This window comes from Brevibacillus fortis (genome assembly GCF_003013395.1).
Classification (GTDB): Bacteria; Bacillota; Bacilli; order Brevibacillales; family Brevibacillaceae; genus Brevibacillus; species Brevibacillus fortis.
In genome coordinates this window covers 26,324-50,377 of the sequence record NZ_PXZM01000030.1, presented here as the reverse complement: position 1 = coordinate 50,377, position 24,054 = coordinate 26,324, and the positions used below count along the sequence as shown (strand labels likewise).

The window sequence follows — 24,054 nt, the reverse complement described above, 5'->3', positions numbered from 1 at the left end:
TCTAACGGGTAACAGTTCACTACGAAGCAGAACGTCCTTCTTCTATCCGTCTTGCAGTTTTATCTTGGAACCCCGCTTAACAAGAAGCGATGCAGTCCCCCGATCAGACACACGCCCGCTGTTACAAAAAACGCAATGAAGTAGGAATGGTGCCAATTCCCCAGCAAGCCTGCCAATACTGGGCTCAATACCGCTCCGATCGACAACACCGCTGAGTAAATACTAAACACGCTCCCGTACAGCTCGCGGGGTGAATGGACCGTCAAAATCGTCGCAAAAGCTGGGAACAGCATACCAAAGCACGCACCGAAGAAAAACATCATGACGTGAATCGGAATAGCCAGCCCGATTGCCAGGGCGTACAAAAGAAGGCTAAGTACGCCCAGTCCAGCAAACGTTCTCGTCTCTACTGGGACGCGATGCAGCCAAAACTGCAACAGAATCGCAAGTGCCCCCAATCCTTTCAAGCTGAACAATATGCCGGTGACTGCCGGGGACAGTCCTTGTCTTTGGATGAGCAAGGGCACTTCATAGATGATCGTTCCCTGGGCGTAAATGATCGCAAATCCCCCAAGAAACGCTGGGTACAGCAGTCGATTTTCCAGGATGGCGGTAAGGCTCTGCTTTCCTCCCCCTTTCATCCGTGGCGCGGACGGCGTGCTTCCCTCTACTCTGTCCGGCAACATCATCCAAGCGAAAACGCCAGCAATGATCATCATGTAGCCGAGAATCACGAATGATTGACCATAACCGAACTGCACCGCCAAAAAGCTACCGACTGCCGGGGATACGATACCTGCCGAGGTAAGGACCAATCCTTTTTTCCCCATGATTTCACCCTGCTCAAGTGCCGTCTTCCCAGTTTCTCCGAGCAAGGCAGAACAAGCAGGAGATACAAACGCCATCAAAAACCCAAGCATCAGCCGAAAGGTAAAAAAGCCCGCAGTATTTTGCACGATGCCTTGACCAATCAGCATCACTCCAGCCAAAATCAAACCACCTGCGATAAACCATTTTTTCGGAAAGCGATCGAGAAAAGGCCCGGCGATCAGGTTGCCCGTCAAATTACTGATCGCATACCCGCCGAGTACGAAGCCGATCATCGCAGCGGATACACCCAATACGTTTAAATACGGCGCAAGAAGAGGCGTCTGCGCGTGCATGTCAAAGGCAACAAGAAACAAAACTACTAACAGGAGAGCCCTCAAAGCATTCCCTTCCTCTCTAACGGCCTGTCTTTGTCCCAGTATATGAAGGGAATTGTACAAGTAGGATAATAAAAGAAGAGGGAACATTCAGAATAAATGTAGCGATTATTTTTGTATTACCGTAATATTTATTGTAATACCGTAATTGTTTGAGCAGGAGGTGACTCATTGGAGCACATTTACAAAAAAATACGTGCGTTACGTGTGCAGCAAGAGCTTACTTTAAAAGACTTAAGTGAGAAATCAGGATTCTCCGTCAGTTTCTTATCACAAGTAGAGCGTGGCAACAGTTCGCTCGCTATTACCTCTCTGCAAAAAATTGCTGAATGCCTAGGTGTCCCCATTACGTACTTCTTTGAAGTAAAAGAAGATGTCACGTACCACACGCCCATTGAAAAGCGTCAAACGTTACAGATTGAAGGGTCACCTATGAAGTACGTTCGAATCGGCGGGAATTTCCCCGATAGGGCGCTTGAGCCCCTCCTCAACGTGTTGCCACCCGGACAGATGAAGCATGTCGCCTTTCAGCATCCCGGTGAAGAGTTTTACTACGTCGTAAAAGGATGTGTCACCATCGTCGTCGACGGAACGGAATACCATCTCGAACAAGGAGACACGATCCACTTCCCTTCCTCCCTCCTTCATACGTGGTACAATCCTTCCGCTGATGAAGAAGCCGAGATCCTGTCCGTTTTGACGCCTGTCATTTTTAGAAGCTAACTCAACGAGTCCCCTCAGCATTGTCTACCAATAAAAAAGGGTGATCTGGATGCAAGAAAGACTGGAAAAGCTGCACGCGTATATGGAAAGCAGGAAACTGGACGCATTGATTATAACGCATCCCAAAAACGTGTACTATTTTACCGGATTTTTGTCGGAGCCACATGAACGCTTTATGGGTCTCGTTTTGGTGAGAGGCCAATCCCCCTTCCTCTTCGTTCCACTGCTGGACGGTGAGAAAGCACGGGTGGCATGTCCTGGCATCCCGATTTATACCTATAACGATTCACAGGATGCACTAACCGTGCTTCAGCAATTGCTGCCAACTCCCCTCTCCCATCTTGGTGTGGAGAAGAATCATTTGACAGCGAAAACGTATGAGGCACTCATATCGATGGTGCACGCTACAGAAGCAGTGGATGTCGGAGAATTACTGTGTAGTATACGCGTGGCTAAAGATGAAACGGAAATCGCTACGATCAAGCGTGCGATTTGGGTGATGGAGGAATCTCTACGCCGTACGCTCCCTCTGATTTCCGTAGGGATGACGGAATTGGACGTCGTCGCAGAGCTGGAATACCAGATGAAGAAGCTAAAAGCCCAAGGCCCATCCTTTTCCACGATTGTGCTGGTTGGAGAAAGAGCAGCACTGCCCCATGGAGACCCAGGTGATCGAGTGATTCAGGCGGGAGAGGTTTTGTTGATTGACGCAGGGGTCTATGTCGATGGCTATGTATCAGACCTAACTCGTACTTTTGTTGTCGGTCAACTGGGTGCAGAATTGCTAGATATGTACGATATGGTCTTGCAAGCGAATCTGGCCGGGATACAGGCCGTTCGACCAGGGACTCCGATCGCAGATGTTGACCTAGCAGCACGAGCGGTCATTGCGGATAGAGGCTATGGGGAATTTTTCATCAATCGGGTAGGGCATGGGATCGGATTGGAGCTTCATGAAGCCCCGTATGTTCACAGCCAGGCAGCAGGAGAACTCATCCCAGGCATGGTCTTCACGATTGAGCCGGGCATTTACAACACGAAGATCGGTGGCATCCGCATTGAGGACAATGTGCTCGTCACGAAGGATGGCGTAGAAGTATTGACGTCTTTTCCCAAAGAGTTACAAATCATCGGATAAATGATAAAAGAAAAGGTTGGTGTCGTTCCTTTGAAAGTGCTGGAAACAGATCGCCTCATCCTCCGCTGGCAAACTGCCGAAGACGCTGATTTTGTTTTGAAACTGATGAATGAACCTTCTTGGATTCGATTTATTGGCGATCGTAATCTTCGTACGACAGAAGACGCCCGCAACTATATTTTGAATGGTGCTGTCGGGATGTACGAGAGTCATGGCTTTGGTCTGTATTTGGCAGAGTTGAAGGAAGGAAATGTTCCGATCGGCTTATGTGGACTGATCAAAAGAGATTCATTGGAAGATGTCGATATCGGCTTTGCCTATCTGCCCGCATATTGGGGCAAAGGCTACGCGTATGAGGCAGCCTCTGCCGTTCTTGCCCACGGAAAAGAAGTTGTCGGCTTAAAGCGCATTGTAGCTATTACCAACCCTGATAATGCATCTTCTGCCAAGCTCCTGAAGAAAATCGGTCTGCAAGAAAAAGGGGTGATTACCCTTCCAAATGATGCGAAGGAGCTCACGTTTTTTGCCATCGAGTTCTAGTCCATGCTGTCCAAGTGAGTCGTGGAATTGGTGAAATGGATCAGACGTCCGTATTCGTTATACTCCAACAAGTGGATGCCTGTGTCGCCTGTGCCAAAATAAATGTCGTGCAAGACAGGCAGTTGCAAGTAGCTTTCGATGATTCTGGAAATCATGCCGCCGTGGGAAACAATCGCAATTCTTTTATAGGAAGTGCTCAGATGTCTGATCGCGGAGTAGATTTGCTCCCCGCGTGCGCGGAATTCGATCTTGCTCTCGCCATCTCCGCCCAGCCTTTCGTGCGGCAAGATTCCCCAAGGAAATGGGACTTCCTCTAAGGGCTTGCCTGCCAGGTCTCCATTATTGTGCTCTTGCAGCTCGGGTATGTACTGAACGGGACAACCTACTGTGTCAGCCAAAATAGAAGCGGTCTCACTGGCTCGCTTGAGTGTGCTCGCCCAAATAAAGTCTGGAGGAAACTGCTCCAAAACGCGCGCTGCCATGCGCCGTGCCTGCTTGCGCCCTTCATCTGTCAAAGGAAAATCTGCCTTACCTTCATGTACATTCAAAATGTCAGCTTCGGATTGTCCGTGCCTAATTAACAAAATTTGCATTGTATTGCCTCCTCATGAGGGGATAAAGAGGGCCTCACCGTAATCGGGAGGCCCTGCATTTCCTTTTTTAATTAAGAATGGACGGTTTTCAAACCAAGAGAACTCTCATGGAACTTGATATTCGAGTACTTATCCATCGCTACACGCAGCTGGTACTCGCTCTCAAACAGCATAACCGGACGGCCATAACGGTCAGACACGGTTCTATTCTTTACAGCATCGAGGTCTGCTTTCTCCCCTTCGAGCCAGCGAGCGATTTGATACGGCATACGAGTCAGCATGATGTCTACCCCGTACTCGGCTTTCAATCGGTATTCCAGTACCTCGAATTGCAGCACGCCTACTACGCCAAGAATCAGCTCTTCCATCGGATGTGTACGGAACAACTGTACCGTTCCTTCCTCGGTCAACTGCATGATCCCTTTTTGGAATTGCTTGTGCTTCATCGCGTCCTTCACCATCACCTTGGAGAAAAACTCTGGCGAGAAGTGCGGCATTTCTTCGTACTCAAATGATTTTCCGACACAGAGTGTATCCCCGATCTGGAAAATACCCGGGTCAAAAAGACCGATGACATCTCCAGCGAACGATTCGTCGACTATTTCACGGTCCTGTGCCATAAACTGTACAGGCTGTGCCAATTTGATGTCTTTGCCAAGACGGACGTGCTTGACGGCCATCCCCCGCTCAAACTTGCCGGAGCAAATACGCAAGAAAGCGATGCGATCTCGGTGAGCCGGATTCATATTGGCTTGGATTTTGAAGATGAAGCCGGAGAACGCGTTCGTATATGGATCGATCAAGCCTTCTGTACTCTTCTTCGCAGAAGGTGCTGGCGCCATTTGCAGGAAGTTGTCCAGGAATGTTTGTACACCGAAGTTATTGATGGCACTACCGAAGAAAACAGGCGTCAGTTGCCCCTGGTTGATCAGTTCAGGATCGTATTCATCTCCTGCAACATCCAGCAGGGAAATTTCGTCCTGCAATTGCTGCCACAGTTCTTGACCGACACGATCCCCAATCAATGAATCTTCTGCTCCCTCTACAGGGAAAAAGGAGATTTCCTCGTGCTGTGTATTGCTTTGATACAGCTCGACACGAGACTTCATGCGGTCAAATACGCCGCTGAAGTAGCTACCCATCCCAATCGGCCAGTTCATCGGATAAGAACGAATACCCAATACGCGCTCAATTTCTTCCAAGAGCTCGAATGGATCTTTTCCGTGACGGTCCAGCTTGTTTACGAACGTAAAGATCGGAATACCCCGCATCCGACAGACCTTGAACAGTTTGATCGTCTGTGCCTCTACCCCTTTTGCTACGTCGATAATCATCACAGCAGCATCAGCAGCCGTCAGCGTACGGTACGTATCTTCACTGAAGTCCTGGTGACCAGGTGTATCCAAAATGTTGATATGGTGCCCGTTGTATTCGAAATCCATTGCACTGGACGTAACGGAGATTCCACGCTTTTTCTCGATCTCCATCCAGTCGGAGGTAGCGTGCTTGGAATTTTTGCGCCCTTTGACCACCCCTGCTTCACGGATGGCTCCGCCGTAGTAGAGCAGCTTTTCGGTCATTGTCGTTTTACCCGCATCCGGGTGGGAGATGATGGCGAAGGTACGGCGTTTTGCTATCTCATTTTCCCATTGGGGATTGGATTGACTCATCTTCATTCTCCTGTCATCGCAAATAAGTAACCACTTTCGTTTCCTCTACGATTATACCGACAAATGCTTGTCGCTTCCACCTCGTAATTTTTCATGTACGATCGGCCAAAATAATTATTTCATGGATGATCGTGTAAGGCCACGCCAAAGGCTTTGCATAGCCAAGTTTCCTAATAAACGTTATAATATTCAGTAGTAAAAATTTTTTGACTGCATGATTTACATATTGATTACCAGGATATGACAAACCTATAGGAGGAACCCTATGTCAACGACTGTCGAAACACGTGCGGCCGAATTCCGTGACTATGTGAAGAAAATAACCAGCTACTCGCAAGCACTGAGCGTTCTTTATTGGGACAAGGCTACACAAGCACCTCGCAATGGAATGGATGCCCGTTCCGAAATCATCGGGACATTGGCAGGCGAACAATTCAAGCTGGCGACATCTAAAGAAATGGAAGCGCTATTGGCGGAGCTAAGTGAGCCATCTGTTCTCGAAACATTGGATGAAATTACGCGTCACAGTGTGCTTGAGTGCAAAAAAGAATTTGACCGCAACAAGAAAATTCCTGCTGACAGGCATCAGGAGTACGTCGTATTGACCGCCAAAGCAGAAACGGTGTGGGAAGAAGCCCGTGCCAACAACGACTTTTCCCTGTTCCAGCCGTACCTGGAGAAAATCGTGAACTTCCAGCTCGAGTTCATCGAGTATTGGGGTCATGACGGCAAAAACAAGTACAACACCCTCTTGGACATGTATGAGCCTGGCATGACTGTCGATCAGCTCGATCCGATTTTCGCCACCCTGCGCGAGAAAACCGTCAAGCTGGTACAAGCGATTGCCGACTCCCCGAACAAGCCGGACACATCGTTCTTGACGAAAAACTTCCCAGTGGCTGACCAAGAAGCCTTCAGTCGCTTCATCCTAGAAAAAATCGGGTACGACTTCAAGGCTGGTCGCATGGATCGCAGTGCACATCCGTTCTGCACGACCTTCAATCCGGGTGATGTTCGCATTACGACGCGCTATGACGAAAATGATTTCAATTCCGCGCTCTTCAGTTGTATTCACGAGGCTGGCCACGCGATGTACGAGCAGAACATCAATCCAGACCTGCTGTTCACACCTCTGTGCGATGGTACCTCCATGGGGATTCACGAATCCCAATCCCGCTACTGGGAAAACATGGTCGGACGCAGTCTGCCATTCTGGGATCACTTTTTCGCTGACTTGCAAAAAGCATTCCCTACCCAATTCGAAGGCGTGTCTGTAGAAGATCTGCATCGTGCGGTCAACGCTGTTACTCCTTCCTTTATCCGGACAGAAGCAGATGAGTTGACGTACAATCTGCATGTTATGATCCGCTACGAAATCGAGAAAGGCTTGATCAATCAAACTATTCAAGTGGCTGATCTGCCGAAAATCTGGAACGAAAAAATGAAAGAATACCTAGGTGTCGAGCCACCGACAGATGCGCTTGGTGTCCTTCAGGATGTACACTGGTCAGGCGGAATGATCGGCTACTTCCCTACTTACTCGCTGGGTAATGTGTATGCGGCACAATTCGTCCACGTTATGGAGAGTGAGATCAGCGGCTACGAAGAGTTGATCGCAAAAGGCGATTTCGCCCCGATCCGTGAGTGGCTCAAGGAAAAAATTCATCAATACGGTAAAATGAAAAGTCCTCGTGAACTCGTTCAAGCGATTACAGGCGAAGGCACAAATGCGGCTTACTTGATGAATTACCTCGAGAAAAAATATACAGACGTATACAAGCTGTAAGCATTTCTACCCTTGCTAGCAAATGTTCTCCCTCCTTCTTGGGACAACATTTGCTAGTTACTTTTTGTAACCTACGTACATAAAAGTGCATCCTTCCCCCCTCGGATAAATGCTAGTACACTGCACACTATACATGAGATTCCTATTGTCTTGAAAAAGGAGTGTTATCGATTGGCTATCGATCTAAAAGGTAAAACAGCAATCATTACAGGAGCAGGCAAAGGCATTGGTCGTGCTACTGCCATTGCTTTGGCAAAAGAAGGCGTGAATCTTGGCCTCTTGGCTCGCTCAGAGGAAAACTTGAAGCAAGTAGCCAAGGAAGTAGAAGCATACGGCGTGAAGGTAGCGATTGCGACAGCAGACGTTTCCAACTACGATGATGTCACGACAGCCGTTACCTCTATCAAAAATGAACTGGGTCAAATTGATATCCTGCTCAACAATGCAGGCGTCGCTAAATTCGGTAAATTCCTGGAGCTGGAAACGAGCGAATGGGAACAAATCATCCAAGTCAATTTGATGGGTGTGTACTACGTGACTCGCGCAGTACTCCCTGGCATGATTGACCAAAACTCCGGTGACATTATCAACATCTCCTCCACTGCTGGACAAAAAGGGGCTCCTGTCACCAGTGCGTATAGTGCATCCAAGTTTGGTGTTCTTGGTCTGACTGAATCGTTGGCTCTCGAAGTGCGCAAACACAACATTCGCGTAACGGCGCTTACTCCTAGCACAGTAGCAACCGATATGGCAATTGACTTGGGACTGACCGATGGAAATCCTGAAAAGACCATGCAGCCTGAGGATATTGCTGAGTTCGTAGTCAGCCAGCTGAAGCTGAACAAACGCATCTTTGTGAAATCCGCTGGACTGTGGTCCACCAATCCATAGAAATGACACAGCAAAAAAGCGAACAGAGTCCGTTGGTACAGGCGGACTACTTTTCGCTTTTTTCTTTGGGAAAGGATTTGCCCTGTGAAATCGCTTCCTTTTTGTTCACGTTCTATCCACGATTTCTTCACGCCTTATTCACACCTACCCAACCAAAAATGCCCTCAACAGGAGTATGATGAACATGTAAAACATTTCCACAAAGTGGAGGGTATTCTTATGATACAAATGCTGTCGAATTGGTTGTGGGGTAATGAAGAACAAGAAGTCGTTCCATTCGAGACGAAAAGATACGTCCGGAATGAATTGGAGCAATTCGCCTTCAATGAGCCACAGCAAGTGCTGCCGTATCCGCATCCCCAATTATAAGATCCATTACTTGATCCAATATAACTTGAAGCTGCCGAATCTGGCAGCTTTTTTTGATCCTTTCTGAAAGCGCTCACTGATGTGCTACAATGTGGTAAACAGGAGGGGTTCGCTTTGGTCGAGTTCACAGAAAAATGGTTGCCCACATACATTCGCCGCGATTTGGCGGTCTTATTTTGCGGTATCAATCCAGGACGTATATCGGCTACGACGGGTTTCCACTACGCCAATCCAGCCAACCTGTTTTGGCGCGGATTGTACGAAGGAGGCCTGACACCTCACAAGCTGTTGCCCGAGGAAACCGCTACCCTCTTGAACTACAACTATGGCATTACCGATCTCGTCTCACGTCCTACCCGCTCCGCAACAGACCTGCGTAACGAGGATTATGCCGAAGGGGCAGAGCTGTTCGTTCAAATGATCCAGACCTACCGGCCTCGTGTTATTTGTTTTAACGGAATTACTGCTTTTCGTCACGCGACCCGACAAAAAAAAGAAGCCATTTCACTGGGGCTGCAGCCAATCAGGTACTTTGGGACAGAAGATTGGTCTGGCAGCTATGTGTTTGTCGTGCCGTCTACCAGTGGGGCTAACGCATCTTTTACACGCGAGGAACGGATCGCCAAGTTTTCTGAGCTCAGTCATTTTTTGCGCGAGATGAATTGGCACCCTCTTCCCTCGCCTGCTATGTAGATCCTTCAGTGTCAACCACTCCTCTTCTTCCGTACAATACTTGTAGCTCTGTACGCAAGGAGGGGCATCAGCAGTGGACGACCTCATCAAAAAAATCCAGAACAAATACGACACGACTGTTCTGCATCACAAAACCATTCGGGATACATCCAAATCTCTCGTCATTTACTTGGAAACAACCACTGGCAAATTCATCGGAAAAGCTTTTCCTCCACAAAAGGAACGTTTACATTTCATGCTGAATGCAGAAGCGCATTTGCGCAAAAACGGCGTACTCATCCCCGACGTTCAACGTACCAAGAATAATAAGCGTTACATAACCCATAAAGAAAAGCTTTTCGTTCTCCACCAAAGGCTATCCTGGCCAAATATTGCGTACAACTCCCCTATTCGAATGGAACGAGTCGGCATGGTATTAGGCAAATTTCATGCGAATTCTCTCGGTTTTTCCTCCAAGCATGGCAAACAATACAACGGCGCAGAAACATGGTCCGAGGAGTACAAGACAGACTTAGCTGCCCTTGATAAGTGGGAGCTCCGACATGCTGGAAAGAATGATCAAAAATACGCTGCCATCGCGGAATACCTTCCTTTTTTTAAAAAAGCGGGGATGACAGCCAAGGAACATTTGCTATCCTCTCCATACTTCTCGAAATGGAAAAAGGAACCACTGACCAACCACTTTCTCTGTCACGGAGATTTTAACAATGGGAATTTGCTCGTCAGTAATCAAAGAATTGCGATCATTGACTGGGAGGACGTTCGCTACGATTTTCCGTCCAAAGACATTGCGCGTATTCTATCCCTTGCTATGCGAAAAAAAGATCAGTGGAACGAGGAATTGTTCTCTCATATATTGAGTGGCTATCTCCAAGAAAATCCACTATCGATTGAGCAGCTGCATTTGCTCTTTGTCGATCTCGCTTTCCCGCATATCATTGAACGTTTTTTACGCAAGAAGCTGTATGCCCAGATGAGCCTTGCTGAGATTCAACAGTTTTGCAATAGGGAAGCACTCAAGACCGCCTTTATGTTAGACGAACTGAAGGCCCACGTATCTTAGACACAAGGCTATAGCCTGTCTATACACATGGGCCTTCCATATTTGACTCGCGAATACCTTTACGGCTGTGCCTGCTTCACCAATGAGCTTTGCTGGCGCGTATATTGAATGAGGTCTGCCGCCATCTCGTAATAATTGAAAGGTGTAATCAGATAGATGCCATTGAAGTAACTAACGGCCGTATCGACCAATTCCTTCGCGATTGCGATTCCTTCCTGTCGGGCGGCCTCTCCCTGTACCTTTTTCATGCGTTCCAGCGCTTCTGCCGACAGCTTGATTCCCGGCACTTCATTATGCAGGAACTCCGCATTGCGTGAGCTGGTCAGCGGCATGATCCCGATAAAGACAGGAATGCCGATATGCTTCGTCGCCTCGTACACATTTCGAATGGACTCTGCATCGTACACAGGCTGCGTCATAATGTAATCCGCGCCTGCCTCGACCTTCTTTTCCAAGCGGGCAACGGCAGCATCCATATTTCTGACATTCGGATTAAAGGCTGCGCCCACGATGAACTGAGCTTTTTGCTTTAACGGACGTCCTGAGAACGAAACACCCTCGTTCAACTGCTTCACCATGCGAATCAGATCAAACGAGGTCACATCAAATACCGAGCTGGCACCTGGCAAGTCACCAAAGCGCGATGGATCGCCAGTAATCACCAATATTTGGTCGATCCCCAAAGCATGCAGCCCCATTAAATGCGATTGCTGCCCAATCAGATTGCGGTCCCGGCAAGCAATGTGCAAGAGCGGATCGATTCCATGTCTGCCCTTCATGAGTGCCCCGAGAGCCATGTTGCTCATCCGCACTGTTGCCAGCGAGTTATCCGCCAACGTAATAGCGTCCGCTCCTGCTTTGTGCAGCTCGCAGCAACCGTGGAGAAACTGGTCTGCATCCAGATCTCGCGGCGGATCAAACTCGACAATGATTGTCGTTGCTGTTTTTACGCGCTCGACAATGCTCGGTTTCTCCCTCTCCCTCGTGTTCTGCACAGAAATCGAAGGACGATCTCCTGCTACGTTGGTCGGGTTCACACGCGCTTGCGGCTCAAGTGACTCCAGTGCATCCGCAATCGCCTTCACGTGTGCAGGTGTGGTTCCGCAGCATCCGCCAATCAACCGTACTCCCTGCTCACGCAAGCGAAGCGCACTCTGTCCAAAATATTCAGGAGATGATTTAAAAGCGTATTCTCCGTCCGTCATTCCCAGACGCCCCGCATTCGGAAATACCGATAAAAGTGCATCTTCTGGAATCACTGTATTTTCAAACGAACGAAGTAATTCAGCGGGACCAAGGCGGCAGTTTAGTCCAATCACGTCAGCGCCTGCAGCTTTCAGCTCGGAAAAAGCATCAGTCAACGCGTAGCCATCACGTGTGCGCCCTACTTCCAAAGTGGCTAACTGGGCGATGACAGGTACATCTGTGAGCGGACGGATGACTTCGATCGCCAGAAGCAGCTCCTCCAAGTCCAGAAACGTCTCCAGAATCAGTCCGTCTACCCCCGCATGCAACAGCGCAATGGCCTGTTCCTCATACTGGTCACGGTATTCATCCAAAACCTTTTTCTTCACCCGTCCAGCCAATATCGATCCGATGCTCCCAGCTACATAAGCATCATCCTGTGCGGCTTCCCGAGCAATGGCGACTGCGAGTCGGTTAATCCGCGCTACCTTATGCTCCAAACCGTAACGGCTCAACGCATCTCGGTTGGCAGAATACGTATTTGTCTCCAGGAAACGTGCACCGGCCTGATAGTAGGACGTATGAACGTCATGCACCAAACGCGGGTTGGACAAACACAGCTCCTCAAAGCTGACGCCAACCGGGACGCCCAGCCCGTGCAGCTGGGTCGCCATCGCTCCATCTCCGACTAGCAGATGGTCTTTCAAATAGGCTCGTAAATCTTTCTTGCTCGTCGTCAACTCAATCCCTTCTCTCCCATTTTCATTTATCTATTAGACCTCAAAAATAGATGGACCTGCATTGAAATAACGCGCTTCTGGGTGAGCAAATACCATCGCCGATACGGAAGCTTCTGGTTCCATCATGAAGCCCTCTGTCAACTGAACGCCGATATCCTCTGGACGCAACAGACGGAACAACTGCGCCTGATCCTCCAGGTTCGGGCAAGCAGGGTAACCGAAGGATACACGAATGCCCTGATATCTGGCACCGAAGCGCTCGAGCATCGTCATCTCAACCGGATCCGGTATGCCCCACACGTCGCGCATGACGTGATGAATTCGCTCAGCAAATGCCTCTGCCAGCTCCAATGCCATGGCTTGGAGTACGTGAGAGCGCAAGTAGTCACCACGCTCTTTTAGCTCTGTAGATTTTTCGCGAATCCCTCCCCCAGCCGTTACGGTCAGGAATCCGACATAATCCATTTCCTTGCTCTCCACTGGTCGCAGGAAGTCGGACAGGCAGAGATATGGTTCTTCCAGCTGACGCGGGAACGAAAAGCGCTCCAACAGCTTGCTGTGGTCTTTTGGATCATAGATCAAAATATCGTTACCGTCTGACTGGGCCGGGAAGAACTGATACACACCGTGTGTCGTAATGGTTCCTTTTTCCTTCGCTTCATTTAATAGCTCTTCCACAATGCCGTACAGTTCCAGTACCTTTTCGTCGCCAGCCTCTATCATTCTATCTACATTTCCGCGAACACCGAGATGCTTTCCGAGGAGCATCCGTAGGTTCAAATACGGCTGCAGGTGGCTGATCGGGTATTGTCGCAGGACATGTCGATCACAATCTGGCGGCAGATGGATCGGAACGGTTCTGCTGATGGCTGAGCGAGCTGGCAAAGTTACTTTTTTCTCCTCGACAACAGGCTGAGCCGTTGCGACTGCTTCCAGCAAATGCTGCTGTTCCTCTACCAAGCGATCACGTTCTTCCGGATTTTGCAGACGATTCACGAGATCCAAGCCATCCATGGCATCCTTTGCGTATAAAACAATTCCGCGGTATTCTGGTGCGATCCGGTTCGATGTGAACTTGCGCGTCAGCGCTGCACCACCAACCATCATCGGAACATCGATGCCAGCAACACGCAGGTCTTGTGCAGTAATAACCATTTGCTGCGCGGATTTTACCAATAGTCCAGACAGACCGATGGCATCTGGCTTTTCTTCTCTGCATGCGGCAATCAGTTGCTCTGGCGGTACCTTGATCCCCAGGTTAACGACATTGTAGCCGTTGTTTGACAAAATAATTTCCACGAGGTTTTTTCCGATGTCGTGCACATCGCCTTTGACGGTCGCTAGCAAGATTTTTCCTTTCGCGGCAACATCGTTTTTTTCCATGAATGGCTCCAGAAACGATACGGATGCCTTCATGACTTCCGCGCTCTGCAATACTTCTGCCACGATCAGCTGGTTGCCGTTGAACAGGCGCCCTACCTCTTCCATCCCAGCCATCAACGGACCGTTGATGATCTCGAGCGGTGTGTATTTATCCAAAGCCAGCTTCAGGTCTTCCACCAGACCATCCTTGGAGCCTTCGACTACATATCGGGCCAAACGTTCTTCGAGAGTTAGCGAGGAGACTTCCACACTGACTTCCTTTTTCTTTTGGCGATAAAATTCGGTGAAGGCTGCCAATGTCTCATCCGTTGTCTCGAATAGAAGGGCTTCTGCCAGCTTTCTCTCGCCTTCTGGAATCGAAGCGTAGCGCTCCAGCTTTTCCGTGTTGACGATGGCGTAATCAAGCCCTGCGAGAGTCGTGTGGTACAAGAAGACCGCATTCAGCACTTCCCTACCCGCAGCAGGCAAGCCGAAGGACACATTGCTCACACCTAAAATCGTCTTGCACGCTGGCATGGCTTGTTTAATTAAGCGAATTCCTTCTACGGTCTCTTTTGCAGAGCCGATGTATTGTTCATCCCCAGTCCCTACTGGAAAGACGAGTGGGTCGAAAATAATATCCTGTGGCTTCACGCCGTACTGGTTGACGAGAATGTCGTACGAGCGCTGCGCGACCTCCAGCTTCTTCTCGCGCGTGACAGCCATACCCGCTTCCTCGATCGTTCCGACGACAACCGCGGCACCGAATTTGTGAATAAGCGGCACCACTTCCTCAAAGCGCTCCAACCCGTCTTCCAGGTTGATCGAGTTGAGAATGGCCTTCCCTTGCGAATAGCGCAGTCCCAGCTCCATGACTTTGGCATCTGTCGAGTCGATCATGAGGGGTGCCTTTACTTTTTTCACAATGAACTGTAGGAATTTTTCCATATCTTCGTATTCATCACGATCAGGGTCAGCCAAGCATATATCGATGACATGTGCGCCGCGCTTCACTTGGGCCCGGGCAATATCAGATGCTTCTTCATAGTGACCAGCTGCAATCAGATCACGGAATTTTTTGGAACCGATGACATTGGTCCTTTCCCCTACTAGCAGAGGACGATTGTCATCTTCGACGTAAACGACTTCAATCCCGGAGACCGCACTCAGCGGTTCTACAGCTGCGCCGCGCGGCTGGCAGTCTTTCAACGCTTCTGCCATCGCTTGAATATGGTCAGGTGTTGTTCCGCAGCAACCGCCAGCGACGTTAATCCAGCCCTGTTCAGCGAACGCCCGTATTTTCGAGGCCAATCCTTGTGGCGTTTCATGGTAATGACCATTCTCGTCGGGTAAGCCTGCGTTCGGATAACAACTGACTGCACATTGAGCAATTCCTGACAACGTCCGCAGGTGATCACGCATGAACTCTGGACCTGTCGCACAGTTCAGACCAATGGAGACTGGCTTGATATGCTCCAAGGAGATGTAAAACGCCTCGATGTTTTGGCCTGCCAGTGTCGTGCCCATCGGCTCAATCGTACCTGACAGCATCACCGGGAGCTCCTGTCCAAGCTCTGCAAAAGCTTTGCGAATCCCGATTCCGCCAGCTTTGACGTTCAACGTATCTTGCGAGGTTTCCAAAAGAAGAACATCGGAGCCCCCGAGAATCAGACCTTTTGCCTGGCGATAATACGCCTCTACCAGTTCTTCGAAAGTGACGCCACCTGTCAACGCAAGGGTTTTGGTCGTAGGTCCCATCGCCCCTGCTACAAAACGCGGCCACTCCTCTGTGGAATAGACATCCACCGCTTCTCTGGCCAAGCGGGCAGCCGCTATATTAATCTCAAGATCTTTCTCAGCCACATCGTACTCGGCCAAAACGATGGAAGCAGCACCAAACGTATTGGTCTCGACAATGTCTGCGCCCGCCTCCAAATATTTCTCGTGAATCGAACGGATCACATCTGGTCTGGTCAAGTTCAGAAGTTCATTGCAGCCATCATAGGCCTCACCACCGAAATCATCAGCAGTCAGATTCGCCTGTTGAAGCATGGTGCCCATTGCACCGTCCAGAATCAGAATTTTCCGGGAAAGCTGTTCGCGAAAAGTTGGTTTCATTGACGTGCCCCTTTTCTCCCTTGCATCGGCTTATTCTTCTATAGTTGGGTAAAAAAAAAATCCTCTTCTTTGAAAGAAGAGGATTTGTCAGCAGATACGAAAACGCCTGAGACATCCTCTTATCTTTCAAAGCACGTAGCTTTGCTGGAATTGGCACCGGATTTTTACCGGTTGCCGAGGCTTCATCAGGCCAGTCCCTCTGCCTCTCTGGATAAGAGTCGTACACTTGTCATTAAGTTGTTTTACGAAATGTCTTGAATGTTTGCAAGTATCTTAACACCCCTCTTGTCTCCCCGTCAATTGTGAATTGTCTATTTTTTACTGCACCTCTTCTCTTTCGCGCCCAATTTTGCCTAAGCTGGGCATCCGCCCAGTCCAATATCGGCATTCGTGTATAGACTGGAGTATAACGGAAAGGAGGGGAAACAAAGATGAGTACATCTTACTGCGGTAACGGTTTCTTCGGTGACTGCTTCGCAATCGTGCTCGTGCTGTTTATCCTGTTGGTAATTATCGGGTGTTCGTGTGACGACTGTTAGATAAGAGTTTAAAAAAGGCTATCCCAAAAGCCATCAGGAATGGCTGCGGGATAGCCTTTTTTTCTTGTTAGTCGACGATGATTTTGCCTGTCACGGCATCAAGGGCCATAAATTTGTTCGCAAGCTTTTCCTCACTCCACGGCACATACGCCAGCTTTGGTTGAGGTAATTTTTGCCCATCCACATCTTTCATCAAATAGACCAGCTTCAAAGGCATGACGCGTAAATACTCCTCAACAGCCTTGTCTTTCGAGATGATCTTGTCGGATGCTGGAAGCTCCACCAACTCGTGCGTCTCTCTATAGTTATCAAACTTTGTCACTTTGCCCGTAGACGGATCGACCGTTACCGAATAAGCCGCTTTTTGCTCGCGATCCTGTACAGGAATGCCATCCTTGCTCATGAAAAATCTGAATTCCCATTCGCCCGTTGACACAGGATTCGCTTCGCCTGGCTGTATAACTTGTGCCAATTGCACTTCTTTTACACCTGGATCGACGTATTTATGCAGAAAGCCGAATGCAGCCTCTTCCGCTTGCTGGCGTTTGACTGTCACTGCTGTATCGGAACGCGGTGTTCCCAGCCCGACGACACTGCCTGTTTCTGCAATAACTTCTACGCCGATATACTTGTCATTTTTATCATACCAGACGTATTCCTTGCGTCCATCGCGCTCACGTACACTCTCTCTGTAGGTCAAGCCTTCTACCTGTACGCCGAACTCCGCTTGCAGCAGTGCTTTTGCCTCATCCTTGGAGCGAACCTTGACGTATTCTTTCGGAGATTCGATCGGATGTGCTTTCTTCGTATTCAGCTGATCATAGGCAAGCCCGTTATCTCCCGTTCCATACACAATCTTGCCACTGGTCGCGTCGATATGCCACTCCGTACCATCTTCACGTCCTCGTTGCATGAAGGAAACAGCTGGCGTGTACTCCAGAATGGGCTGCCACTTCTCTCCTTGTTTTGATTCTGGCCGTATTCTCGGATTCTGCACGTATCGAAGCTTCATATGCTCACTCAGCTCTTGGATGGCTACCTCTTCTGACACAGCAGTCGATACATCTGGGTATCGTGACGGCTCGAATGGTACGGGCTCCTTCCTGAAATATTGGACGTGGCCAGAGTCAGTTGTTACTATGCTTATTTCATCAGACAACACAGGCAGTCCGTTATAGTATCGCAGGTACAATCCTGGATTGTTACCGTCCAACAACCGATAGTTCTCGCTATCAGCCCCGAGCAGTTTGTTCAGAAACTGTCGCTCTTGCTCCAAGGCTTTTGCTCCTTCTGCTTCTTTCCGGCTTGCTGCTTCCTTTTCATCCCTATACAGAAGCATATACGATTCCAGTGCTTGACCTTTTCCATAGATCACAAGAGAAACCTGATGCCCCTCCTTGTTCATTTTCCCCAAGATTACTAACATGCCATCGTGGTTCTTTTCTTTATCCAAAAGAAGAAGGGACGGGTTCAAATCGGGCACGGCATCTGTCAGCTTGGTGAAAAAATCTTGTTCACTCTTGTTCAATCGCCCGAAAAACGCGACTTGCTCACGTTGGTCAATTCCAACCGACAATACGTCGAACGGAACTGGCTGGCCGTTTTCCATACGTTGATAATTCACGCTCATCCATGGGCCTTTTACCATGTGCTCGTCGGTATAGATCTGAGTCTCGATGTGCTGATAGGACTTGCTTTCCTCTCCCAAGAAAACTTGAAGAAATGCTTTTGCTGCATTCTCCGCAGACTTGGCTGATGGCAATTTCGCATCCTTCTGTTCTGTCCGATCACCGATCATTGTAAAGCTCTCAATTTGTCCTGTCTGTATATCATAAGCAACATTGGCACGCTCAGTATCGCCTTCCAGTAAAGTTAGTTCACTGAATCCATAGCTTGTACGATCCACTCTTATTGTCATCTTGCTCAAGGCTGGGATCGTCTTTTTCAATGGTAAAACAGCCTCTTCCGGCGACACCTTTACGCTGTTCTGATTTGCCTCTGTATTCTTTTTATTCGTTGTAGTTGTTGCGACCGCATTCGTTATATTTTTTCCACTCGGCATCTGTGGGAACCAGCCTTGCTGATGCAAGCCCACGGCTGTTACCGCCAAGCACGCAGCCAGCGATCCAGCCATAAATAATCTGTTTCGATTCTTGTGTTTATTCTGTGCAATCGCACCTCTGATCCGCGATTCCATCTCTTTTGTAAATCTCACTTCCTCCACCGATTCCTCACTTGCACTCTGTACCGCTTCACGAATTTGCTTATCTACGTCCATTCCAATCCCTCCTTTTCACACAATGCCTTAAAATGCTTTCGGGCCCGGGACAATTGGGTTCGTACGGTATCTTCTGAAATATCCAACACTTGTGCAATCTCTTTTATCGACAAATCTTCATAGTAATGAAGTACCATGACTTTTCGGTACAGCGGCGAGAGCTTCATCACCTGCTCCGCTACTTGTACCTTGCTCATTCGTCCGATAACTGCCGATTCAACATTTGCCGTGTCTACTTTTTCCGGTGGTGTTTCCTCTTTGGAGAGGTATGTAGAAAAAATTTGGCGAAAGGACCACGAGCGCAAATATTTGCGGGACTCGTTGATTGCGATTCGGTAAAGCCACGTTTTTACGCTACTCTGATGGCGGAACTGATCCAGACCCCGATACGCTTTTAAGAACACTTCCTGGGTAATGTCTTCCGCGATTCCCCGATCCTTGACGATCAAATAAGCGAGCTGCACGATGTTGTCTCCGTACTCGCCCATGAGTCTCGTCAGCTTCTCCTCGTTAGTCAATTGAAGTGTCCAGTCCGCATCGCTACTTTTGGCACTTGCATTCACGCGCTGTTCACCTCCTTGTTCCGTGTTGATATGTATTTGATCCAGCTGGCTCGTTTTTGTGACAAGATTATCCAAATCTTTTATTCATCGTCCCCCTGCTACACTCGGTTGCCCCACTTTCATTGTCAGAGCACACTGCTTTTGCTATCATGAGGCTTATTGTAGAGCGAAAGGAACGATACAATCATGGATGCCTTGCAAGCACGTGAAAAAGACAAATTTCTGTCCTGTTTGGAGATCATAAAAGAACTATCCACATCCGATTTTGAAACATATTCCATCGTTAAGAATACCGAAACCGGGGAACATTATCTCCACTATTTTTTGTCCCACATTAACTTATCCGAAGGAGGCAGAAAAGACGATTACGATCATTTCCTGCCGATTGAATCCGACGATATTTTAGGGATTATGTTTGGCGAGCAGCCGTATCAGTTTCCGGAGAACTGGCGCTCCTCCTACTTGCGCAGTGGTAACGACAATCGATTGATTCCGTTCGATCCATCGGAAAATTTCGATCTGGACGAGGCCGCTGTTGCCGAGCTGGCCATGCTCGAAAAGCTGGAACAGTACAAAGAGCAAATGATGAACGCGGATAACCTCAGCGCGGAAGAAAGAGAAGAACTGACCAAGCAGTATTTCGCGGAATTAGATAAGATTTTAAAAAAACCTTTATCGAGGCCCTTTCAAGGGTGAGCGACCGCGTTTTAGTGGAATGTTTTTATGCGCTCCGGAAAAAAAACCGGAACAGTGAGTTGCATCCTGACAGACAAAACAGCTATAATTCTAGAGAAACAACGAATCGTTGATGAGGAAAGTACTCCTGGTGCGAGGACGAAAGCGAGTCGGGGACGGTGTGAGCCCGATGCCAAACCATGTGAGGAAGCGCCCCTCGGAGATGCAACCTGAACATCCTACGCCAGCCATCATGGGCAAAGGATCGTGTAGGGCTATGCCGGGACTGCCCGTTACAGCAGATCAAGCGGTTTTTTGCCTTCCTGTTTCATGGGAGGGAAAAACAACAAGAGTGGCACCGCGGGAGTATAACCTCTCGTCTCTTTTTCACAGGAGACGTGGAGGTTTTTTTATTTTTGAAAGGGGAATTTTCAAATGAGCTACAAACACCAAGTCGCTGAAAAGATTACCGCTACGCTCTCCTCGATGGGCGTAGACACACTGACCAAAGAAGCCGTATACGGCATGCTGGAAACACCACCAAACCCTGCGATGGGCGATGTTGCTTTCCCTTGCTTCCAATTGGCAAAAGCATTGCGCAAAGCTCCACCGATGATCGCAGCTGAGCTGGCAGGACAGCTCTCCGGTGCACCCTTGCGCGAATCACAAGCAGTGGGTCCGTACGTGAACCTGTTCCTGGACCAAGAAAATGTGGCAGAGCAAGTAATCGGAACCATTCTTACCCAAGGCAGCACATACGGAAACAGCAGCATCGGTCAAGGACGCAAAGTACCAATTGACCTCTCCTCCCCTAATATCGCGAAGCCGTTTTCCATGGGTCACCTGCGCTCTACCGTTATCGGTAACGCGATCGCCAACATCATGGAAAAGCAAGGCTACGAGCCAGTGCGCATCAATCACTTGGGTGACTGGGGAACGCAGTTCGGTAAACTGATCGTTGCGTATCGCCTCTGGGGTGACGAAGCAAAGGTAAAAGCAGAACCGATCAAGGAGCTGCTCAGCCTCTATGTCCGTTTCCACGAAGAAGTCGAGAACGATCCTACTCTGGAAGACCAAGGCCGTGAATGGTTCAAAAAGCTCGAGGATGGCGACGAAGAAGCACAGTATTTGTGGAAATGGTTCCGTGATGAATCTCTCAAGGAATTCATGAAGATCTACGACCTGATGAACGTAGCCTTCGACTCCACCCACGGTGAAGCATTCTACAACGACAAAATGGATCGCGTTGTTACGCTGCTCGAGGAAAAAGGTCTCTTGACTGAATCCGACGGTGCGATGGTCGTGAACCTCGACGAATACAATATGCCGCCATGCCTGATCAAAAAATCAGACGGCGCTACCCTGTACGCCACGCGTGATTTGGCTGCTGCCCTCTTCCGCAACGAATCGTACGATTTTGCAAAAGCACTCTATGTCGTTGGAAACGAGCAACGACTCCACTTCCAGCAGCTCTATAAAGTGTTGGAAAAAATGGGCTATGCGTGGTCCGCAGATATGCACCACATCCCATTCGGCATGATGCTCAAGGACGGCAAGAAAATGTCCACGCGTAAAGGGAAAGTCGTTCTCTTGGAAGAAGTGTTAGCACAAGCCATTTCGGATGTCCAAAAAGTTATCGAAGAGAAAAACCCAACGCTGTCCAATAAAGAAGAAGTCTCTCGTCAAGTCGGGGTTGGCGCAGTTATTTTCCATGACTTGAAAAACTTCCGCCTGAATGATGTCAACTTCTCCTGGGAAGAAATGCTGACCTTCGAAGGGGAAACAGGACCATACGTGCAATACGCACATGCGCGTGCATGCTCGCTCTTGCGCAGAGGTGGCTATCAGCCTGCAACGACAATGAACCTGGCTTCCGGTGCACTCGACAGCAAAGAGGCTTGGGCCGTTATTACCCTATTGAACGCGTTCCCAGAGGTAATCGAACGTGCTGCCGACAACTTCGATCCGTCGCAAATCGGCAAGTATGTGATTGACCTGGCGCAAACGTTCAACAAGTTCTATGCGAATGTACGCATCCTGGCTGATGAGGAAGATTTGAAAGCATCCCGACTCCAGCTCGTAGCAGCAGTCGTTGCTGTGCTGAAGGAAGGTCTGCGTCTGCTCGGTCTGGCGGCACCAGAAGAGATGTAAGAAAGAATACGAAAAGCCGGTTGCACTCCGCTTATGGGGAAGCACCGGCTTTTTTGATTGTCCTGTGTCATCATCAATCATCTGTGGAACTATGGTAGATGAAGGAGGTGAGCAACGATGGGAAGAAGTGTACATTTCGGCAAGACGGATTTTACCTTGCGTCTCACTGGCTTGCATACGCTCTTAGCCTTAAAGGGCACTATCACGTTACCTTATCAATCGATCAAGCATGTCGAGGTCGGTTCTTTTATTCCGCCAAAATGGATGTTGCGCTTACCAGGGACGTCTTTTGGACCTTTGAACATTTATGAAGGAAGCTTCCAACATAGAAATGAATGGTACTTCCTTTCTTTTACCCAGACTGATTCGTTGTTGATCCTAGTAGTAGAGGGACATGTCAAATATCAGCATGTCATTGTACAACTGGAAAACCCAACAGAAGTAGCTGCCACATTGCGAAAATACTTACGCGAACAAAAGGCCCCCTAATAAGCGATCACGCTTTCATGGCAAAAAGCCCCGACATATCAACGTTCGGGGCTTTTTCATTTGCGCATGTGGAGTTTACATCGTCAAATTTTCATAGATCACTGACATCCCCATGCCACCTGCCATGCACAGCGTCACCATGCCATACTTCTCGCGTCTGCGCATCATTTCATTCATCAACGTCACAGTCAGTTTGGCACCAGTTGCCCCCACAGGGTGACCCAAGGCAATCGCCCCTCCATTGACATTCACCTTGCTTGTGTCCAGCTCCAGGCATTTGATCACAGACAAAGCCTGGGCGGCAAATGCCTCGTTCAATTCGATGAGCCCAATGTCACCCTGCGTCAATCCTGCTTTATGCAGTACCTTTTGTGTGGCAGGTACTGGTCCGATTCCCATCACGTCAGGTTCGACTCCTGCGCTGGCAAAAGCCTTTATTTTCACGAGCGGAGTCAAACCCGCTTCCTCCGCCTTTTCACGAGACATCATCAATACAGCGGCTGCGCCGTCATTCATTGGACATGCATTTCCGGCAGTGATGGTCCCTTCTTTTTGAAAAACACTTTTCAGCTTGGCTAGCTCTTCTAGCTTGATATCATGGCGCACGGATTCATCTTGCGCAAAAACCCGAGTGCCTTTGCGATCCTTGATTTCAATCGGTACGATCTCACTCGCGAACGTGCCCGCTTCGATTGCTGCCGCTGCTCTTACGTGGCTCTCGTAGGCATAGTGATCCTGCTCCTCACGGGAAATACCGTACTGTACAGCCAGCCGTTCTGCGGTCATACCCATATGCTCACCGGTCAGCGAGCAGATCAATCCATCGGACAAGAGAGCGTCCTCCATAGACAAGTTGCCGAATTTGCTGCCCCAGCGGTTCTTCACGAGGTAGGGAACACTGCTCATGGACTCCACTCCACCCGCAATCACCACATCCTCTTGACCTGCTGCAATGGCTAGCGCACCGTTGCCAATCGCTTTCAATCCTGAACCACAAGCTTTAATAACGATATGACCATAGACATTGCGAGGAAATCCCGCCAGCTGCGAGCTGATACGAGCAGCATTGAGTCCTCCCCCATGTACGTAACCATTGCCAAAAATCACTTCATTGACTTCTTCCTTCGGCAAATCAACCTTTTTCATCAAGCCTTCCAATACTTGCCGCCCCAGCTCTGTTGCCGGTACGTCACGCAGACTTTTACCGAATGCACCCACTGCACTGCGCACACCCGCAACAATGACCACGTCTCTCATGCCCCAGCTCCCTCTCGTTTTTACGC

20 protein-coding genes, 1 riboswitch and 1 other annotated feature are annotated in these 24,054 nt (G+C 49.0%); of the genes, 12 read left to right on the top strand and 8 right to left on the bottom strand.

The window, feature by feature from the left end:
• Nucleotides 1–59 precede the first annotated feature (59 nt).
• The gene (locus tag C7R93_RS18840) at nucleotides 60–1,208 is read right to left on the bottom strand and encodes an MFS transporter (protein ID WP_106840262.1); all 1,149 of its coding nucleotides are present in this window, start codon (nucleotides 1,206–1,208) and stop codon (nucleotides 60–62) included.
• 168 nt (nucleotides 1,209–1,376) lie between these two features.
• Here C7R93_RS18840 and C7R93_RS18835 point away from each other — a divergent pair, with 168 nt between their 5' ends.
• From C7R93_RS18835 to C7R93_RS18825, 3 genes are read left to right on the top strand one after another with little or no spacing between them, the layout of a single operon-like run.
• On the top strand, nucleotides 1,377–1,928 hold the full coding sequence (locus C7R93_RS18835) for a helix-turn-helix domain-containing protein (protein ID WP_106840261.1): 552 nt from the start codon (nucleotides 1,377–1,379) through the stop codon (nucleotides 1,926–1,928).
• Nucleotides 1,929–1,977: 49 nt separating this feature from the next.
• The gene (locus C7R93_RS18830; RefSeq protein WP_106840260.1) at nucleotides 1,978–3,066 is read left to right on the top strand and encodes a M24 family metallopeptidase; all 1,089 of its coding nucleotides are present in this window, start codon (nucleotides 1,978–1,980) and stop codon (nucleotides 3,064–3,066) included.
• Entirely contained in the window at nucleotides 3,067–3,606 is a 540-nt protein-coding gene (locus tag C7R93_RS18825; protein WP_106840259.1) for a GNAT family N-acetyltransferase, read from the top strand.
• Here C7R93_RS18825 and C7R93_RS18820 read toward each other — a convergent pair.
• Entirely contained in the window at nucleotides 3,603–4,199 is a 597-nt protein-coding gene (locus C7R93_RS18820; RefSeq protein WP_106840258.1) for a histidine phosphatase family protein, read from the bottom strand. The genes C7R93_RS18825 and C7R93_RS18820 overlap by 4 nt on opposite strands.
• Before the next feature lie 71 nt (nucleotides 4,200–4,270).
• Complete coding sequence (locus tag C7R93_RS18815; protein WP_106840257.1) at nucleotides 4,271–5,869, bottom strand: peptide chain release factor 3; 1,599 nt, start codon at nucleotides 5,867–5,869, stop codon at nucleotides 4,271–4,273.
• A gap of 265 nt (nucleotides 5,870–6,134) precedes the next feature.
• Between C7R93_RS18815 and C7R93_RS18810 the strand changes: the two genes are divergently transcribed.
• The 5 genes from C7R93_RS18810 (at nucleotide 6,135) to C7R93_RS18795 (ending at nucleotide 10,671) form a co-directional block, all read left to right on the top strand.
• Nucleotides 6,135–7,655, top strand: a complete 1,521-nt coding sequence (locus C7R93_RS18810) for a carboxypeptidase M32 (protein WP_106840256.1) — start codon at nucleotides 6,135–6,137, stop codon at nucleotides 7,653–7,655.
• Nucleotides 7,656–7,826: 171 nt separating this feature from the next.
• Entirely contained in the window at nucleotides 7,827–8,546 is a 720-nt protein-coding gene (locus C7R93_RS18805) for a 3-ketoacyl-ACP reductase (RefSeq protein WP_048032431.1), read from the top strand.
• 219 nt (nucleotides 8,547–8,765) lie between these two features.
• A complete protein-coding gene (locus tag C7R93_RS30365) occupies nucleotides 8,766–8,915 on the top strand; it encodes a hypothetical protein (RefSeq protein ID WP_167402480.1) in 150 nt (49 codons plus the stop codon).
• 114 nt (nucleotides 8,916–9,029) lie between these two features.
• The gene (locus C7R93_RS18800) at nucleotides 9,030–9,608 is read left to right on the top strand and encodes a mismatch-specific DNA-glycosylase (protein ID WP_106840255.1); all 579 of its coding nucleotides are present in this window, start codon (nucleotides 9,030–9,032) and stop codon (nucleotides 9,606–9,608) included.
• A gap of 73 nt (nucleotides 9,609–9,681) precedes the next feature.
• The gene (locus tag C7R93_RS18795; protein WP_106840254.1) at nucleotides 9,682–10,671 is read left to right on the top strand and encodes a phosphotransferase; all 990 of its coding nucleotides are present in this window, start codon (nucleotides 9,682–9,684) and stop codon (nucleotides 10,669–10,671) included.
• Between the two features lie 59 nt (nucleotides 10,672–10,730).
• Here the strand turns inward: C7R93_RS18795 and C7R93_RS18790 are convergent, their stop codons facing one another.
• Together C7R93_RS18790 and metH are read right to left on the bottom strand one after the other, a co-directional pair.
• On the bottom strand, nucleotides 10,731–12,596 hold the full coding sequence (locus tag C7R93_RS18790) for a bifunctional homocysteine S-methyltransferase/methylenetetrahydrofolate reductase (protein ID WP_106840253.1): 1,866 nt from the start codon (nucleotides 12,594–12,596) through the stop codon (nucleotides 10,731–10,733).
• A 33-nt stretch (nucleotides 12,597–12,629) separates the two neighbouring features.
• Complete coding sequence (metH, locus tag C7R93_RS18785) at nucleotides 12,630–16,076, bottom strand: methionine synthase (protein ID WP_106840252.1); 3,447 nt, start codon at nucleotides 16,074–16,076, stop codon at nucleotides 12,630–12,632.
• 116 nt (nucleotides 16,077–16,192) lie between these two features.
• Nucleotides 16,193–16,294, bottom strand: a riboswitch (SAM riboswitch).
• A 213-nt stretch (nucleotides 16,295–16,507) separates the two neighbouring features.
• Here metH and C7R93_RS18780 point away from each other — a divergent pair.
• Nucleotides 16,508–16,615 carry a YjcZ family sporulation protein gene (locus C7R93_RS18780; protein WP_083995026.1) on the top strand — a complete coding sequence of 36 codons (108 nt, stop codon included), beginning with the start codon at nucleotides 16,508–16,510 and terminating at the stop codon, nucleotides 16,613–16,615.
• Nucleotides 16,616–16,682: 67 nt separating this feature from the next.
• Here the strand turns inward: C7R93_RS18780 and C7R93_RS18775 are convergent, their stop codons facing one another.
• Both C7R93_RS18775 and C7R93_RS18770 read right to left on the bottom strand, forming a co-directional pair.
• Nucleotides 16,683–18,893 carry a YcdB/YcdC domain-containing protein gene (locus tag C7R93_RS18775; protein ID WP_106840251.1) on the bottom strand — a complete coding sequence of 737 codons (2,211 nt, stop codon included), beginning with the start codon at nucleotides 18,891–18,893 and terminating at the stop codon, nucleotides 16,683–16,685.
• The gene (locus C7R93_RS18770; RefSeq protein ID WP_106840263.1) at nucleotides 18,884–19,456 is read right to left on the bottom strand and encodes a sigma-70 family RNA polymerase sigma factor; all 573 of its coding nucleotides are present in this window, start codon (nucleotides 19,454–19,456) and stop codon (nucleotides 18,884–18,886) included. Before C7R93_RS18770 ends, C7R93_RS18775 begins: the two co-directional genes overlap by 10 nt.
• 186 nt (nucleotides 19,457–19,642) lie before the next feature.
• Here C7R93_RS18770 and C7R93_RS18765 point away from each other — a divergent pair, with 186 nt between their 5' ends.
• The 3 genes from C7R93_RS18765 to C7R93_RS18750 all read left to right on the top strand — a co-directional run bounded on the left by C7R93_RS18765 (nucleotide 19,643) and on the right by C7R93_RS18750 (nucleotide 22,771).
• Nucleotides 19,643–20,152: a hypothetical protein gene (locus tag C7R93_RS18765; protein WP_106840250.1), complete on the top strand. Its 510-nt coding sequence runs from the start codon at nucleotides 19,643–19,645 to the stop codon at nucleotides 20,150–20,152.
• A 100-nt stretch (nucleotides 20,153–20,252) separates the two neighbouring features.
• Nucleotides 20,253–20,518, top strand: a binding site (T-box leader).
• A 48-nt stretch (nucleotides 20,519–20,566) separates the two neighbouring features.
• Nucleotides 20,567–22,282 (top strand): arginine--tRNA ligase, encoded by a 1,716-nt coding sequence (argS, locus tag C7R93_RS18755; RefSeq protein WP_106840249.1) that lies wholly within the window; start codon nucleotides 20,567–20,569, stop codon nucleotides 22,280–22,282.
• Nucleotides 22,283–22,399: 117 nt separating this feature from the next.
• The gene (locus C7R93_RS18750; protein WP_106840248.1) at nucleotides 22,400–22,771 is read left to right on the top strand and encodes a hypothetical protein; all 372 of its coding nucleotides are present in this window, start codon (nucleotides 22,400–22,402) and stop codon (nucleotides 22,769–22,771) included.
• Between the two features lie 75 nt (nucleotides 22,772–22,846).
• On the opposite strand, the gene C7R93_RS18745 is transcribed toward C7R93_RS18750, so the two are convergent.
• Nucleotides 22,847–24,028 carry a thiolase family protein gene (locus C7R93_RS18745; RefSeq protein ID WP_106840247.1) on the bottom strand — a complete coding sequence of 394 codons (1,182 nt, stop codon included), beginning with the start codon at nucleotides 24,026–24,028 and terminating at the stop codon, nucleotides 22,847–22,849.
• Nucleotides 24,029–24,054 lie beyond the last annotated feature (26 nt).